General features: G+C 39.0%; 17 protein-coding genes and 3 pseudogenes. 6 read left to right on the top strand and 14 right to left on the bottom strand.

Annotated features, from left to right (window positions below; all coding sequences use genetic code 11):
- Positions 1-49 precede the first annotated feature (49 nt).
- Positions 50-1723, bottom strand: coding sequence for an ATP-dependent nuclease (locus tag ACT2CV_RS03995; protein ID WP_464973504.1), 1674 nt, complete (start codon positions 1721-1723; stop codon positions 50-52).
- A gap of 257 nt (positions 1724-1980) precedes the next feature.
- Between ACT2CV_RS03995 and ACT2CV_RS03990 the strand changes: the two genes are divergently transcribed.
- Complete coding sequence (locus tag ACT2CV_RS03990) at positions 1981-2802, top strand: DUF72 domain-containing protein (protein WP_464973981.1); 822 nt, start codon at positions 1981-1983, stop codon at positions 2800-2802.
- A gap of 65 nt (positions 2803-2867) precedes the next feature.
- Positions 2868-3338, top strand: a complete 471-nt coding sequence (locus tag ACT2CV_RS03985) for a hypothetical protein (protein ID WP_464973503.1) — start codon at positions 2868-2870, stop codon at positions 3336-3338.
- 85 nt (positions 3339-3423) lie between these two features.
- On the opposite strand, the gene ACT2CV_RS03980 is transcribed toward ACT2CV_RS03985, so the two are convergent.
- From ACT2CV_RS03980 to ACT2CV_RS03945, 8 genes are all read right to left on the bottom strand, one after another.
- A complete protein-coding gene (locus ACT2CV_RS03980; RefSeq protein ID WP_464973502.1) occupies positions 3424-4617 on the bottom strand; it encodes an ATP-binding protein in 1194 nt (397 codons plus the stop codon).
- 103 nt (positions 4618-4720) lie between these two features.
- Positions 4721-5452 (bottom strand): ABC transporter ATP-binding protein, encoded by a 732-nt coding sequence (locus ACT2CV_RS03975; RefSeq protein WP_464973501.1) that lies wholly within the window; start codon positions 5450-5452, stop codon positions 4721-4723.
- Positions 5445-6419, bottom strand: coding sequence for a FecCD family ABC transporter permease (locus tag ACT2CV_RS03970; RefSeq protein ID WP_464973500.1), 975 nt, complete (start codon positions 6417-6419; stop codon positions 5445-5447). Before ACT2CV_RS03970 ends, ACT2CV_RS03975 begins: the two co-directional genes overlap by 8 nt.
- Before the next feature lie 5 nt (positions 6420-6424).
- Positions 6425-7219: a substrate-binding domain-containing protein gene (locus ACT2CV_RS03965; RefSeq protein WP_464973499.1), complete on the bottom strand. Its 795-nt coding sequence runs from the start codon at positions 7217-7219 to the stop codon at positions 6425-6427.
- Positions 7220-7260: 41 nt separating this feature from the next.
- Positions 7261-9207: a TonB-dependent receptor plug domain-containing protein gene (locus ACT2CV_RS03960; RefSeq protein WP_464973498.1), complete on the bottom strand. Its 1947-nt coding sequence runs from the start codon at positions 9205-9207 to the stop codon at positions 7261-7263.
- A 362-nt stretch (positions 9208-9569) separates the two neighbouring features.
- The gene (locus ACT2CV_RS03955; RefSeq protein ID WP_005628486.1) at positions 9570-9782 is read right to left on the bottom strand and encodes a Gfo/Idh/MocA family oxidoreductase; all 213 of its coding nucleotides are present in this window, start codon (positions 9780-9782) and stop codon (positions 9570-9572) included.
- A gap of 95 nt (positions 9783-9877) precedes the next feature.
- Positions 9878-10564: a DUF4405 domain-containing protein gene (locus ACT2CV_RS03950; protein WP_058652120.1), complete on the bottom strand. Its 687-nt coding sequence runs from the start codon at positions 10562-10564 to the stop codon at positions 9878-9880.
- A gap of 49 nt (positions 10565-10613) precedes the next feature.
- Positions 10614-10907, bottom strand: a complete 294-nt coding sequence (locus ACT2CV_RS03945; RefSeq protein ID WP_005612106.1) for a flavodoxin — start codon at positions 10905-10907, stop codon at positions 10614-10616.
- On the opposite strand from ACT2CV_RS03945, the gene ACT2CV_RS03940 reads away from it, so the two are divergent.
- Both ACT2CV_RS03940 and ACT2CV_RS03935 read left to right on the top strand, forming a co-directional pair.
- A complete protein-coding gene (locus ACT2CV_RS03940; protein ID WP_464973497.1) occupies positions 10821-11210 on the top strand; it encodes an IS1 family transposase in 390 nt (129 codons plus the stop codon). The two genes, ACT2CV_RS03945 and ACT2CV_RS03940, sit on opposite strands and share 87 nt — an antisense overlap.
- Before the next feature lie 53 nt (positions 11211-11263).
- A pseudogene (locus tag ACT2CV_RS03935) lies at positions 11264-11407 on the top strand (arsenical-resistance protein); the annotation flags it as partial.
- Positions 11408-11476: 69 nt separating this feature from the next.
- Here ACT2CV_RS03935 and ACT2CV_RS03930 read toward each other — a convergent pair.
- Positions 11477-13024, bottom strand: coding sequence for a multicopper oxidase family protein (locus ACT2CV_RS03930; RefSeq protein ID WP_464973496.1), 1548 nt, complete (start codon positions 13022-13024; stop codon positions 11477-11479).
- Positions 13025-13034: 10 nt separating this feature from the next.
- Positions 13035-13490 carry a DUF411 domain-containing protein gene (locus ACT2CV_RS03925; RefSeq protein WP_279438880.1) on the bottom strand — a complete coding sequence of 152 codons (456 nt, stop codon included), beginning with the start codon at positions 13488-13490 and terminating at the stop codon, positions 13035-13037.
- A 152-nt stretch (positions 13491-13642) separates the two neighbouring features.
- On the opposite strand from ACT2CV_RS03925, the pseudogene ACT2CV_RS03920 reads away from it, so the two are divergent.
- A pseudogene (locus ACT2CV_RS03920) lies at positions 13643-14196 on the top strand (zinc-binding dehydrogenase); the annotation flags it as partial.
- Positions 14197-14248: 52 nt separating this feature from the next.
- Here ACT2CV_RS03920 and ACT2CV_RS03915 read toward each other — a convergent pair.
- Together ACT2CV_RS03915 and ACT2CV_RS03910 are read right to left on the bottom strand one after the other, a co-directional pair.
- Positions 14249-14608, bottom strand: a pseudogene (locus ACT2CV_RS03915) (arsenical-resistance protein); the annotation flags it as partial.
- Between the two features lie 14 nt (positions 14609-14622).
- Positions 14623-15021, bottom strand: a complete 399-nt coding sequence (locus ACT2CV_RS03910) for a Cd(II)/Pb(II)-responsive transcriptional regulator (protein WP_010907411.1) — start codon at positions 15019-15021, stop codon at positions 14623-14625.
- Positions 15022-15093: 72 nt separating this feature from the next.
- On the opposite strand from ACT2CV_RS03910, the gene ACT2CV_RS03905 reads away from it, so the two are divergent.
- On the top strand, positions 15094-15708 hold the full coding sequence (locus ACT2CV_RS03905) for a cation diffusion facilitator family transporter (RefSeq protein WP_078277646.1): 615 nt from the start codon (positions 15094-15096) through the stop codon (positions 15706-15708).
- 88 nt (positions 15709-15796) lie between these two features.
- Here ACT2CV_RS03905 and ACT2CV_RS03900 read toward each other — a convergent pair whose 3' ends face one another.
- Positions 15797-16183 carry a Cu(I)-responsive transcriptional regulator gene (locus tag ACT2CV_RS03900; protein ID WP_464973495.1) on the bottom strand — a complete coding sequence of 129 codons (387 nt, stop codon included), beginning with the start codon at positions 16181-16183 and terminating at the stop codon, positions 15797-15799.
- Positions 16184-16398 lie beyond the last annotated feature (215 nt).

The raw sequence follows: 16398 nt of genomic DNA, 5'->3' as shown, positions 1-16398 counted from the left end.
GCATAAGCCCACCTTATCGTAGTGGCGGGTTTTAACCCCACTACGATATTTATACAGGAATTCCTTTTTTATTTGGATTATTAACCCATTTAGAAATTTTTCCAATAAAATCCCACACATCTCCATCTTGTGGCTTTATATAACCACTTGAGCTAGGATTATCTCCCATTTTCTCAAAGATGTTCTTTAGCCAATGAGACTTTCCTCTTTCAATATCAAGGTCAGATAGCCACTGCTCAATTTCTCCAACAGGAACGACTGCACAACCATACTCAAATAAATTATCAAAAACATTTTCACAAAATTCTTTATCAGAATTACATAATAAACTTATTCCACCATTCCGTTTAAAATCTTGGCCTGTTGCATTAAAAGCAGTACATAAGTTTTCTCTATCTTTTCTATAAGAATCACAATTACGTTCAGGTAGAAAAATCCCATTTAGTACTTTATTCCAGTTTTCTCCACCTTCTTTAATTACATCAATATCAACAATTCCTACAGCAGGTATTCCTAACTCTCTTAATGGTTTTACAATATCCCAAACAGTTTGCTTATTTTGAGCATTTAGAAATAAGCACCCTTCAATCCCTCTGGGATCTCCAGCTTGTAATAAACGCTCGTTTATTTCTTGATAAAAAGCTCTGTCAGCATCCGCTTCGGTAACAACAACAGCATTATAAAAAAGAGCATTAAATACACCGATTGAACGTAGTAAAGGATTCTGCATTAATGGTTTTAATTTTTCTTGTGTTAAAACACGAGCTGTAGCCCCTTGTAGGTCATGAGTTAATCTAACTATATTGATTCCAACATTATTTTGTACGCATCCCATTAAAAAATTTGCACTATGTGTTGAAATAAATAATCTTTGATGATTCTCTACAAAACTAGATATTTCCTTACCTAACTTATAAGATAATGTTGGGTGTAAAAATGCTTCAGGTTCATCAATTAATACAATTTTAGATTCATCTACAAGTATAGATATAATCAGACCTATGAAAGCTTTTATACCGTCACTAGATTCTTCAACCAAGATAGCATCTTTCTGGAAAGCTATTCCTTCTTCTGTAAGGGATTTTTCTATATTATTTTTAGGTTCTTTTACAGATAATCTTAATCTTAAACTACCGAGATTTGTTGGATCTATAACTAAATATTTTTTAAATGCATCAAAGATAACTTCTCTTACCTTTTCCATTAATTTATCATTCTTGAATAACTTTGAAAAAACATTTGTTTCTTTTTCAATCAAATCTCCTGCTGATTTAGAATTTATCAAAGATAGTCGGTTATACCCATCAAGCTTTAAAGTATAATATGAAAAAACATCAAATATACCAGAGTTTTCTTTAGCCGAATTAATATCATCTATACTGTCTAATACACCAGGTAAATAAATTTGACACTTATTTTCATATTTTCCAATATATATATTACCTTTAAACAATGGTCTATTCCCTATAGTTTCTGGAAGTCTTAGACCATTTATAAATTCTGTTTCTAATCTATTCTTGTCTAAAGACTCAAACTCTATATGTCTAATTATTTTCAAGTTTTCTTTAATTCCTTTCGATACTAGCCCTTCTATCTCAATTAAAGTTTGAGACTTGCCGCTATTATTAGGACCAATAAAAATAGTAATTGGTTTTAATTCTAGTTCTAATTCATTTCCTGAATCTGGAGATGAACCTGATTTAAATACTATCTTTTGTAACATGCGAACTCCTTTTTAAGGTAAATTATACAATTTATGTGTTCTAAATTAAATATGTTACTCACAAGCGGTCACTTACCGATAAAATTTTGCAAATTTTACTCACAATCTGACCGCTTGCATTTCTCTAAATTCCCCCTAAACTTATTCTATTTCTCACTTTATAACAAAACCAAATGCATCATCCCCATATTTACATCGGCACTGGCGGTTATAGCGATACGGATTTAGTCGGTACGCTTTATCCTAAATCATAGGGGATCGGAACTTTATTTCGTTATAGCGATACGGATTTAGTCGGTACGCTTTATCCCTTTGGGACGGATAAAACGGAATTTTTGACGATTTATAGTCAGCATTATGATGCGATTGAAATCAACAGCACTTTTCACGCACCGATTGGGGCGAAGGCATTGCAGGGCATGGTGGAAAAGGCTCAGGGGCAGTTGCAGTTTTCGGTCAAGCTTCATCAAGATTTTAGCCATAAACGCACCGCAACAAAAGAACAAGCGGAAGCCTTTTTGAATGCGTTGCAACCTTTAACAGAACAGCATTGTTTGGCGAATTTATTTATTCAATTTCCGTCGAGTTTTGAACGAACGCACGCCAATCGTTACTATCTCGCTGAACTGGTTTCGTGGTTTCAAAATTATCCCTTAGCCATCGAATTTCGCCATCCGAGCTGGCATACGCAGTCGGTGTTAGGCTATTTTCAAGGCAAAGAAAATCTGATTTGGTGCAATGTGGATTATCCACAATATATCGGTTTGCCTGCCTTTCAGTTTTACGCCAATCAACGCACCGCCTATTTACGCCTACATGGTCGTAACCCAAACTGGTGGAAAGCTCAATCAGCTCAAGAGCGACACGACTACCGTTATAGCGACGCAGAAATGCAAGCGTTGGCGAAGTTGCTTCATCAACGCAAAAACGAATTTGATCAACTCTATCTCTATTTTCAAAACACCACCAAAAGCCACTCGTTCTACAATATCGAGTGTTTAAAAAGTTATTTGGCAGAATATGGATTTGACGTAAAAAGCAAACCTGAATTTTTAGTCGGTCAGCAAAGTTTGTTTTAAGTGCTTGTAACAGAAATTTCCGCTATCATAATGCGTTCAAATTAACTTCATTTTCTCGGCATTTTATGAATAAACTGAAACTTATTGTGCTAACGGCAACGATTTCTACCCTATTTGCTTGTACGCAGACCAAAACGCAAACGCAGCCAACCAAGCAAAAAGGCTATTTAAAAGACGACATTAGCTACGCAGAATTAGCAAATCCAGCCCATTACAAACGCTATTACTATTTTTGCCGTAACTTTGAAACAGGTGGCACATCTTATTTAGTGAATTATTTTCCACTCTCCAGAGAAAGTCGTTTACAGGAAAATTTTGGTATCTATTTCCAATTAGACGGTGGCAAAGCACAACCTTTCGACCATATCGAAAACAAAACCTTAAACGCCCGAGGCACACGCTTTGAAGTAGTTTACCGTTCATACCACCCAATTGAAGGGGCTTACATTGACCTAATCGCCCGCCACAGCAGTTCAATTTACTACAAAAACCACCAAGGCACCCGCACGCGTTGGTTAGAGTGTAGAGAGAATTAATCGACGATAAATGAATAAAAGTGCGGTTGAAAACAAATTTGTTTTTAACCGCACTTTAAGATAACTCACTAAGGTTTTATCGCAATCAGTCTGATAACAACCAATCCACAATGTAAATAATTTCTATCCCATTAATTTCTGTTTGTTCGTAATATTTACCTGTGATCAATATTTTTCGATAATTATCCTTAATATGTAATAGGTTATCCGTTTCCCTTGTATTTTCAGGGATTTCAAAAGCGACTTGGACATATAAAATTTCATCAGCTTTACGTGCGATAAAATCAATTTCCTTACTTTCAAGTTTTCCTACATCAATGGTATAGCCCCGTCTTAATAGCTCTAAAAAGACAATATTTTCTAAACGATTTGCATAATTTGCCCCTTTCTTACCAATCGCCTGTCGTCTTAAACCATTATCAACAATGAAATATTTGGCATTTGTTTTCAAATAACCTTTTCCGCGAATATCATACTGTTGTGCTTTATAGAATAAGAAAGCATTTTCAAGTAAATCTAAATATTTACTAATTGTGTGGTTAGATGTAGGAACACGCTCAGAAGTTAGTGTATTACTAATTTTACTTGGATTAACTAACTGTCCCACATTATCCGCAAGGAATAAGATCACACTTTTTAAAATATGAGTGTCTTTTACACCAGCCCGATAGGCAATATCATTTAATACAATCGAGTCAAATATACCTGATAAAATCGTCTCTTTAAGAGGCTCATCGGCTATAACAACACTTGGGAAACCACCATATTTTTCATATTCTTGATAAGACTTATCGACAAGTCTGGAATGATGATCGATATTTTTGGCATCCAAAAACTCTTTAAAAGATAAGGGATAAATTTTAATTTCCACATATCGCCCACTGAGTAAAGTAGCCAGCTCTCCCGAAAGGAGATTAGCATTTGATCCAGTAATAACAATATCTGTATCAAAACTCACTCTTAGTGAATTAATGATTTTTTGCCAATCTTCAACAAACTGAATTTCATCTATTAGGAAATAAACCTTTTCTGTCGAATTAGGCAATAGATCTCGAATAAGTTGTTGAAAATCTTCTGCATTTTTTACCCACTGATATTCGAAACGCTCAAAATTAATGTAGATAATATTTGTAGGTTGGATGCCTTGCTGCTGCAAATAGTCACGATACTGCATCAAGAGAACAGATTTCCCCGAACGTCGGACTCCAGTGATTATTTTAACGAAATCCGTATCTTTAAATTGGATAAGTTGTTGTAGATAGTGCTGTCGAGTTATCATATAAAACCCCATTAATTTTAGAAGTTAAGTTCCAATTTATCAAAATTAAAAATAAATTGGAAGTTGATTTCCAATTTTTTTTAATATTTCTATGATTTATGATCTAAACTTCCAATTTTCTTATATTGATAATCTCTTTCCTTTCCCGATCAATCTCTGCCTTAATTTTAAAGGCTTGGGCGAGATTGCTTTCTGTTAGCACTTGTTCGGTTTTGCCGCTTGCAATGATGTTACCTTTCTCCAACAAAATCACTTCGTCACAGAATTTATAAGCCAACGAGAGATGGTGGATGACCACCACACAGGTGTGTTGTGGGGTGAGGGATTTGAGTTGTTCCATAATATCGATTTGATAATAAGGATCCAGTGCGGCGATGGGTTCGTCTGCGAGCAAAATTGGGCTCTCTTTAATGCAGCAACGTGCCAGCTGAACTCGCGTTTTTTCACCGCCTGAGAGCTGTTGGTAAGGCTTGTCGAGCAAGTGTGAAATGGAAAACTTGTCGGAAATTGACCGCACTTTTTGTGCTTCATCGGCGGTGGGTTGATTTAAACCGAGAGCAATCACATCATACACGTTGAGATCCCAATGAATTGCGGTGCTTTGGGCAAGATAGGCGATTTGCTGGCTTTTCTGTTTAGGCGACATTGCACTTAATTTGCAAGAATTTAGCCAAATCTCACCGCTTGCAAGCGGTAAGATCCCCGCCATACTTTTCAACAGGGTCGATTTTCCTGCACCATTTGCCCCCATAATGCCGACTAATTTTCCTTGTGGAATTTGGCAACTGACTGCGTTCAAGCCGTAAGGCAAGCTGATATTTTCGATCTTAATCATACAATCTCCGTTGTTGTGTCAGCAAAATCCAAATCAGCACTGGTGCCCCGATAATCGCAGTGAGCGTGCCAATATAAATGTGAGAGAAGAAAGGCAGATGTAAAATCGCCAAATCGGCAATGAGCAACAGCAAAGCACCGATAAGTCCGCTCGTCAGATAGAGTTGCGATGGGCGTTTTTTCAGCAAAATGCGAGCAAAGTGCGGTGCGATTAAGCCGATAAATCCAATCGTCCCCGTTTGCGGAATAGTGGCACCCACTAATAAAGCGACACCGAAAGTAGTGATAAAAAAGCTGCGTTTTACATCCACGCCCATTGTGCTTGCGGTTTCTTCGCCAAAGGTGAGTAAATCCACATAGCGACGTTGGCGATAAATGCAGAAAAAGCCAAGTAAAACAATAGGTAAGGAAACAAGCAAAGTGTCTAATTTCGCCCAAACCAAAGAGCCTTGCAACCAGCGATAAAGCTCTGCCAATGCCCAAGGACTTTGTGCATTAGAAAGCAGCAAAGCGATAGCCGAACCGAGCAGCATATTGACCGCTAAGCCACTTAAAATCATCATCGTTGTGCCATAATTTTTCGCAATCAAATAGACCAACAGAAAGCTGAGCAGCGCCCCTGCAATGCCACCCAAGAGCAACAACGTGAAAGGGGCAGAAAAATAGTAGAGAATAAAAACGCTCGCCGTTGTCGCCCCATTCGCACTACCGAGCAAGCCCGGGCTGGCTAGCGGATTTTGAAAAATCCCTTGCATTGCATTGCCTGCCACCGCCAAACTTGCTCCTGTTAAAATGGCGAGTAGAAATCTCGGTAGGCGAATGTCAAATAGCACCAATGACCGCATATCCGTCAGCACACCATCGGCATTCAATAAAGCGGCAAAATCGCCCAGTTGATAACTGCTTGCTAAAGCAATAATGGCGATCAGCAAAGCAAACAAAATAAAATTTAACCTATTGATATTCATCCGTTTTATTTCCTTTCTTGCTGAAATTGTTGGTAAAGTTGCTCTGCCCCTTGCCATAAGCCTTGATCGACACAGTAAGTATATTTCAATGGAATTGTTGCAAGCGGTCGGTTTTGGAACATTTTTTGCAAAATTGGATGTTTTAGCAGTTCCGCTTGTTCGTTGTAGCCCTGTTTGTCGCTGATTGAAATCAGTTGGTTCGGCTGGCTCAACAGCACTTTTTCTAAGGAAAAATTTTGTGGCGTCAGCGTGGTTTTGGTGGGTTTTAAACCGAGTAAGTCGAGCAATATTCGGTATTGTGGAAAACTGGGCTCGACCACGCCTGTATCAGAGAGGATTAGCGTTTCTGCAAGCGGTCGGTTTAGCTTAAAATTTTGCGATGAAAGCTGAGCAATCAACTGCTCTGCTTGTGCCACGTTGCCCGTTAATTGCCCCAAGTGAGAAACGAATTCAATGAGCTGTTCGGGCGTTTGTGGATCGCTCATTGGCACAATTTTCACGCCAAGTTCTCTCAGTTTTGCCACTAATTGCGGGTAAAAACTTTCGTTAATCAGCAAGGTTTTATCCAAATAAGGTAAAAGTTGGCTCAAAGTTGGCTCAACGGTGGGTTTACTGACATTGACTTTATCCAACATCATCAAAGGATTAGTAGAATACGGCGATTGAGCCGCGATTTGCTCAGGGCGAGCAAGCTCAATCAGCAGGCGATCGCTACATAAATTCAGCGAAACAAATTGCTCCGCCTGTGCGGTGCCGAGAGAAGTAAAAAGTGCGGTGCAAATTAGGCAAGTTTTTTTCATTGCATAAAACAAAATGGTGGGCAAAACGCCCACCGAGTTGATTAGAAACTACCTTTTAAGCCAACGTAAACATTGCGTCCGTCTTGACCGTAGCCAATGGTATGCTCATATTTTTTGTTGAACAGGTTATTCAAATTCGCATAAACATTCAAATTCTTAGTGATTTGGTAATTCGCCCCTAAATTCACTAAGGTATAAGAAGGCAATTTCACGCGAGAAGCCGCATAAGTAACTTCATCAAAATGGGTATCCGCACGTTTTCCAACGTAGGCTAAATTCACATTTGTGCCAAATTGCTCTGTGACTTGGTAAGCAAGGCCTAAATTCGCGGTATGTTTTGCACGACGCACTAATGATACGCCTTTGCTATCCTTCGTATTGGTGTAAGTGTAGTTTGCATAGGCGGTTAATACGTCGTTTAATTTGCCGTTATAAGCCAGTTCTACGCCTTTGATTTTTGTTTTTCCATCAAGGTTAATCGCTTGTGTTGTGGATACATAAGTCACAGGATCAAAGGCAAGCACTTTAGAACTAATGAAGTTTTCTACGTTACGAGCGAAATAAGTCACATCTAAGCTGTGTTTTTTATCATTAGAAGTAATCAATAAACCGATATCGCCACCACGACTTTTCTCAGGTTTTAAGTTTGGATTGCCGATGAAAGAACCATTCCAACCAAAATATTCCGTCATTGTCGGATTTTGAATGGCTGAACCATAACTTGCGTGAGCTTGGAAGTTCGGTGAAAGTCTATAAGCCCCCGAAATTCTGCCCGTCCAAGCATTTTTATATTCTGAACTATCAATGTAACGACCACTAATTGCTAAGCTATGATCATCTTCGCTAAATAGACGATACTCCGCCGCCACACTTTTTTCAGTCAGGTGTTTTGGTACAGCATAAGCGGTTGAGTCATAGTCAGAACGTTGAAATTCGCCTAATAAACTGACCGCTTGGGTAATCGATCCTTCACGATCAAAATTGATATCTAATTGATAATTCGCATTTAATTTTTTCGCATCATAAGCACTTGCCCAAGCACTAAAGGTGTCGCTATCTGTTTTTAAATGGCTGATACTTGCTTGGTGTTTAAAGAGTTCTTGATCGTTACCGAAATAACCACTCAATTTGAATAGGGTATCACGAACACGCGTTCTATCATCGAATGATTTCTCGCCAGCTAAACTGCCGTCATAACGAGCCGTTTGAGATGAATGAGAAGCAAGCACTTCTAAACCACGTGTTTCCCCTGCATAGCCGAAGCGTAAAGAAGCGTTGTCACGATGGAATTTGTCTTTTTCTACCGCACCACCTGTTGTGATTTTATTGCCTTGTTCGCCTGTATAGTGGAATTTATTTGAGCTATAAGCAGAAATGCCTTTTGTTGTATGGCTATCCCCATGTAACGCATAGTAGAAACCATTCTGATAGCCAGAAACAGTCGCAGAACCATCAAAGGTGCCATTTGAACCTGCACCGAAATCAAAATCGATGTTAAAGGCTTTGTCTTTGTATAAGCCTTTCTTGGTGGTAATGTAGATTACGCCACCCATTGCATCACTGCCCCATAACGCAGATTGCTCACCACGTAATACTTCAATACGATCAATATTGCTTAATGCAAGACCACCGAAATCAAAGCCATAACCTGTAACAGGGTTCATTTTTACCCCATCAATGACCACTGCTAAATGGTTCGCATCCGCACCGCGTAGGTAAAAATTGGATAGCGTACCACGACCACCCGAAGCACTAAATGCCATACCCGGAACAGTTTTCAGCACATCGCTCACATAGGTAGCATTGCGATCGGCAAAATCTTTTTCAGTTAGAACAGTAACAGATGACGCGGTTTTATCTTGATTGATCGGTGCGGCATAAGCGGAGTACACCGTAATAGGTTTAAGTTCTGCTGCTTGCTCAGTTTCAGCAAAAGCAAGTGCTGGCAAAGCCAAAAGAAGTGATGTTGTGATGAGATTTTTTTTCATTGTTAGGTTCCTACAATAACAAGGTTAAAATTAATATGACGGGTTAATATAATCAGAAACAAACAAAAAAAGAAGACCTTGTTTATAAAAAGGTCTTCTTTTTTTTCATAATCAACGTTAAAAAAATTAATCTTTAATTTTAGAATGGTTGTTTCCATATTATTTGGGAATGTAAATTATAAAATTATTTTAAATCAATTAATTAAACACTAATCTACCCAGATTGAAGTATGAATACGTAAAAATAAAGTATAAAAAGGCTAGATTTCAGATTTTATTTTTACACAATGTATTTACTATAAAATACCAAACAGATAATATTTGTCCATAAATTCATTGGGTTGATGATGCCATTTTTACACTTATTGACTAATCACGATTAAATCCACCTCATCAGTCAGTAACTTTTCAAAATTTGACACAATATCAATGTTGGGGAACCATGCTAATGCCCGAGTGGTTGAACGCTCAAAAAATTTTATCACGTTAAACCGATGATCATTTTTAAAAAAGGGAACGTGGAAAATACGGGTAGAATACCCACTCCCCACAATGGCAACATTAATTTTCTTCATATTTGGCTATCCTTAATTAATAAAATTGTGGCGAGTATAAGATCGTTTCTATCTATCCGCCATTTAGGTTATTTATACAGAATATCTAAATAGATTTAACTTTTGACATCTTTTTTCCTAAATAAAAAGAACCAAACCAAAAATCTTGTGCTGTAAGCCAGCGCAATTAAAATCGCAAGAAAGTCAAAATAAAAGACCGCTTGCGGTTCATCATAATTGAAATAGGCAAAATCTACTTGTAGCAATAAATAGGGTAACAACTCTCGTTGCACAAAAACGAAAATACCATAAGCGGCAATAATCAGCCAACAAGCTGGAATAAGCCTGCGTGCAAGCCAATGTTCAAGATCTAAACGGTAGCCATTTGCGAATAAATTAGCAATAGGTTTCCAATGTAACCCCAAATGTACACCCACTAAAATTTGCAACCAATGGGTGCTGGTCATATGAATTTTTCGCATTAAATCTGTGGTAGAGTGGAATAGCATTTCCACCAATAGATGTTTAGAAAGCATAATGCCACTGATACAAGCGGTTAAAAATAACAAAAAAGTTGCAAAATTGACCGCACTTTGCAAAATGCGATAGCTGTTATAACTGCCTGAAAAGGTCTTTTTGAGCCACCATGTATTCAGTGAAAGATGTGAGATAATCAAAGCAAAAAAGACCAAGCCGAGCCATTCGTGCGTGATTTCTTCATAAAGATGATAGCCAAAAAGAGAAAGCAATATTGCCGTTAGAACCAAATCTTGAGCGAGTTGGAGGAGATATTTTTTCTTCATAAAATTGAAATTTAAATGGTAGGGACATACGCTGTGTGTCCCTACATTTTTATTTTGTATAACCATTTTCGGTTAAGAATTTAGCTAATCTTTTTTCCACTTGTTGTTCAGCCCTTACCGTTTTATGCAAATACGCCTCAAAACCGTTTTTCACGTTGGCTTGTGGTTGAAGTTGCTGAATATCTTTATCCGTTCCACCCAAACGACTGCCACCGTGACCAACCACCGGCACAATATTTTTCCCACTAAAGTCTACTTGCTCGAGCAAAGAATAAAGCGCCATTGGCATTTTGTACCACCAAATCGGATAGACCAAAAATACCGTATCTACATCGGTTATCATGCCAAGACAAGTGAAATCGAGGCATTTGTTTGGGGCAAACGTGATTTGCAAACCGCTTTGGCTTTAAAGCAGCGTTTAAAAGAACTCAAAGTAAGCTATGAACGTATTGCCGGCGATAATTGGGATGCTTTTGTAAATGCGTTTTCTGATACCGGTGACCAATGGGTGGGTAAGCAACATACTAAAGTGATTGAGGGTAATAACTGTCGGATTCGGCACAGATTAAGCAGAGCCGTCAGGCGCAGTTGCTGTTTTTCCAAATCAATGTTTTATCATGTTAAATCTTTTAATATTGGATTTTAGGCAATCAATCATCCCAAACAAATTTAACCCAGTACACTTTTCAGGACACCACCAGTAATTTTTTTGAATTGGCGGTGGCGATTTCCTTGTTTGGCTTGCATTCGGGCGCGGCGTTAGCGACTGTGGTTGGTGTATTGGTTGAAGTGCCTGTGATGCTCTCACTTGTTGCATTGTTAAACCGTTGGAATAGGCAGTGATAAGCAGTGGGATTTTCGCGATTTACAAATTTTCACGAAAATCCCTCTGTTTTTTATGGTTAGATACCACTATTCCACTTTAAACATCCCCATCATACCGAGATTTTCATGTTCCAAAATATGGCAATGGTACATTTTCAACCCAGTGTGTCCTTGCTTAAAGCGAATAATCACTTTTTCATAAGGGCGCAAATTGACTACATCTTTTAACGCCCTGCCTTCTGGCTTGAAGGTTTTGCCGTTTAATGTATGTTGAATCACTTCAAATTGAGTGCCGTGCAAATGGAACGGATGATCCATATGGCTTTCATTGAAAATTTCCCACTGTTCCACTTCATTCAATTTGGCAACAAAATCAATACGGTTCATATCAAAGGTTTGACCGTTGATTAAGAACATACCATTCATCATTGGTGGAATAGGGTTATCCGTTGGTGTTGTAGTAGCGTGATGTGTACCGTGATTCATCATTGGCATATTCGTATGGTTCATCATTTTTTCACTAAAGCGAATTTGGCGAACCTGCTTTGGCTCATCCCAGTTAGGCAAGGACCTTAAGCTTTCAGGTAACTGAACAGGTTCTGATTTCACCTGAATTGTGGCTAAAGTGAGATCTTTAGGCTGTTCTTGAACCATCATCTTACGGCGATCATAATAACCGCTTTGTAAATTGACTGTTCCTTGCGTTTCACCCACCATAATCACTTCAACGCGTTCGGCTGGTGTAAGTAGCAGTTCATCAACAGGCGAGCGAGGTTTTTCAAGTAAACCACCTTCGGTACCCACCACAATCCATTTCACCCCTGGAATGTTTAAACGAAAATAACGAGCGCTAGTGGCATTCCAAAGACGGATTCGTTCATTCGTTTTCACTTGAATCTGGGGCTGATATTGACCGTTGATTAACACAAATTCCCCCTCACGACCATTCATCCAATCTAACATCGTATTTGCTGGAATGGTGCCATCGGCATTTAAACGCAGATCGGAAATCACCCAATGTTGTTCAGGAAGGCGTGCAAGCGGATCATTTTTCGCTTTAACAACGAAAGTGCCTGCTAAGCCTTTATAGACTTGCTCGGAAACATGGTCATGTGGATGAGGGTGGTACCAATATGTCCCAGCACTGCCTTGAGGTAGCGTAAAGCGATAGACTTTTTTCCCTTGCGGTTCAACCATATCCATCGGGTTACCATCCGCTTCATTTGGTACATCTAAGCCGTGCCAATGTACTGTTGAGGGTTGTGGTAGGTGATTGATAAATTCAATTTCTACGGTGTCGCCTTCAAATACTTCAATTTGTGGCCCTGGTAGTTGTCCGTTATAAGCCCAAAATTCCGTTTCTTTATTGTCTGCGAGGCGAATTTTAATTGGCTCTGCTTTTAAAGTGGCTGTGAATAGCCCTGCTTGAGTCGATTGATTAGCAAGTTTTGGCAATATCCCATTAAGCGATAAACCTGAAGGCATTGCCTCAGTTGGCATTAGGCCAGTAGGTACTGAATGCATCATCGCCATATTGCCATGTTGTGCGTGGTTCATCATATTCGCAAGGCTATAAAGCGAGCTACTGGCTAAGCTAATTCCAATTCCATAACGTAAAAAATCTCGACGTTTCATTCTTTCCCCCCTATTGGTTATAGGATTTGAACACTTCACTTTCACCGTTTTTCTTAATTAAAACAACATCATAAGGATCTTTGCGTCCGCCGTATGCTTCACCGTCCATACCTGGTGAACCAATCGGCATGCCAGGTGCGGACAAGCCAACTGCATCGGGTTTTTCTGCGAGTAAACGTTTGATATCCTCAGCAGGTACATGTCCTTCAATCACATAGCCATCAATCACGGCTGTGTGGCAAGAAGCATGTTCATATTTAATGTTAAAGCGCTTATGAGCATCATAATTGCCTGTTTCGTTGACTTTAACCTCAAAACCGTTTTTCTGCATATAGCTGATCCATTCATTACAACAGCCACAAGTCGGGCTTTTCCACACTTCCATAGAAAGTGTTTGTGCTTGAGCAAAAGCGGTTATGCCTAAACTTAAAAGCAACAATGAGCGGGTGAATTTATGTAATTTCATAAGATGTCCTTATTTTTTATTGAGATTGAATGGACATCATTTTAAAGCTTAACCTAGGGTTAAGGTCAAGTAATCTGAAAAAATTCTATCATTTGAAAATTTTTCTCAAAATCCTACTGCTTGTAGTAGAGATATGCCAACGTACCATTACAGTGCAAAAAGGCGATTTTGTTGTATTGGGCGGAGCGACCAGCTCGGTAGGCATTGCCACCATTCAAATCGCCAAAATGCAAGGGGCAAACGTGATTGCTCTGTCTCGCACGCCAAAGGCGATGTGCTTTTACAGAAAGGGGCGGATTTTGTGATTGCCACCAAAGAAGATGACGTTACGGCTAAATTACTAGAAATTACAAACGGCAAAGGCGTGAATTTGGTGTTCGACCCTGTGGGTGGCAAAGAAGCAGCAAAAATTATCAACGCAATGACACAAGACGGCAAATACATCATCTACGGTGCATTAAGCCACGATGATATCGCCGTGCCTGTGTTCCCAATTTTAGGCAAACACTTAACCGTGCGAGAATTGTTTGAAATCACTACCGTACCAGAAAAACTCGCTCAAGCGAAAAAATTCGTGTTTGACGGCTTAGCAAGCGGTCAATTAAAACTAGAAATTGACAAAGTTTTTGCTTTTGATGAAATGGCGGAAGCTCACCGTTATATGGAAAGCAATGCACAGATTGGGAAGATTTTGGTAAAGGTTTGATTGTTTTAAGGTAAATATGCCGTCTGAAAAATAAGTTTCAGACGGCACATCGTTATTTTACCTGCCGATTAAGCCACCACACTAGCGAGAGCATCACAGGCACTTCCACCAGCACACCGACCACCGTTGCCAATGCCGCCCCCGAGTGCAAACTGAACAAAGAAATTGCCACCGCCAATTCAAAAAAATTACTCGTGCCAATCAAGCACGCAGGGGCGGAAATTTCGTGTGGTAATTTGAGCTATTTTGCCAAAACGTGAGCCAAGGCAAAAATGCCGTAAGTCTGTGCCAGCAAGGGAATGGCAATCAGCAAAATAATCAAGGGATTGGCAATAATGGTTTGGGCTTGAAAGGCAAACAGCAACACCACCGTCAAAATCAAACCCATAATGGAAAAAGGTTTCAGGCTGCCTGAAAAATATTCCGCTATTCTTTTTCTTTAATACCTTGAATAATCTGACACTTATCAACCGTTTTATTTTCACAACCCACAAATTGCATTAGAAAAGTTTTAACTTGTTGTAGTTCTGTGATTTGTTCGTCCAAATATGCCAAATGTTGCTCGGCAAGTGCATTGATTTCATTGCATTGTTTGTTAGGCGTTTGTTGTAATTGCAACAGCGTTTTGATGTTACTTAAAGAAAGACCGATATTACGGCAAGTTTTAATAAAGCGTAATTGTTCTAACTGATTTTCATCAAACACACGATAGCCGTTTTGTTGATGTGTAGGGGCGATTAAGCCTTGTTTTTCATAATAACGAATGGTTTCCAAATGTACGCCTGTTTGTTCACTGGCTTGTTTTATTTTAAAAAATTTTGACATTTTGGCTTGACCCTGTAATGACTACGGAGTTTATAGTATAGCAAATTTCATCTTAAAACAGGAGCAAAAAAAATGGCGTGCCAAAATTGTTGTGGTTCAAATCAGCCCATTCATCAATCGCCCAAGTACAAAAAAGCCTTGTGGATTGTCTTGATATTAAATTTATCAATGTTTTTTGTGGAAATTGTGATGGGGGTTAAATCAGGTTCAACTTCGCTGTTGTCGGACAGTTTGGATTTCTTGGGCGACAGTGCCAATTATTTGATAAGTTTGATTGTTTTGCCAATGGCGTTAAGTTACCGAGCCAAAGCATCTATGGTTAAGGGGCTAACGATGGGCGGTTTTGGTTTATTTATTTTAATGACAACCATTTATCGTGTGTTTTATGGGGAAATGCCCAGTTATTCTGAAATGAGCATTGTGGGATTTTTGGCGTTATTGATCAATGTGTCGGCATTGTTGATATTATTAAAATTTCGTGATGGCGACAGCAATGTCCGCAGTGTGTGGCTGTGTTCCCGAAACGATGCGATTGGTAATGTGGCGGTAATTTTAGCGGGTATGGCAGTTTATTTTTTTCAATCAAAATATCCTGATTTAATTGTGGCGTTTGTTTTGGCATTTTTGGCATTACAAGCCAGTCAAGAAATCATCAAAAGGGCTTGGGCGGAATTAAAAGTCAGTTAATTTAAAACACCGTTTTCGTTGGGTTGAAAGCGGTGTTTTTGTTTTTAAAATGGGTAAAATAAACTTTTTAAGGCTGCCTGAAAAAAACCTATCCCCCAAGCCCCTGTAAAATCGAACATTCTGGCATATCATCGCCACGACAGGCATCACGCCACGCCCCAAGAGTAGTTTTCATTTCTTCTAATTCCTTGATTTTATTTGATAAAAATTCAATGTGCGTATTTGCCAACGCTTTGACTTCACAGCTTTTGCGGTGTGGATTGTCTTGCAGTGCCAAAAGCTCGCCAATTTGGGCAAGCGAAAAGCCCACGCCCCTTGCTTTGGCGATGAATTTTAGGCGAGCGATGTCATTGGAGTTATAAATCCGATAACCTGCTTCACTGCGTGATGGGTTAATTAATAAGCCTGCTTTTTCATAATCACGGATTTGTTTGACGGAAAGTTGGGTAGATTTAGACGCTTGTCCGATGTTCATTGTTGCTCCTTATTGAGTGGTGTGTAAAAAAATGTTATCAAGTAAAAATAACCCTTGATCCTAACGCAAGGTTAGGGTTTATGATGCACACATCAAAACAAAAAAGCAATGCTTTTAATCGCTTAAAAGCACTTTGTTTTGATAATCCACTTTAACTTAACATTCGGAGAAACTGTTATGAACGCTGATTTTGTTCAAAACCGACACGCCCATTG

It is taken from the genome of Reella acinonychis, assembly GCF_052384575.1.
In the GTDB taxonomy this organism is placed as follows: domain Bacteria; phylum Pseudomonadota; class Gammaproteobacteria; order Enterobacterales; family Pasteurellaceae; genus JBQSUQ01.
This window is presented reverse-complemented; position numbering and strand designations above follow the sequence as displayed.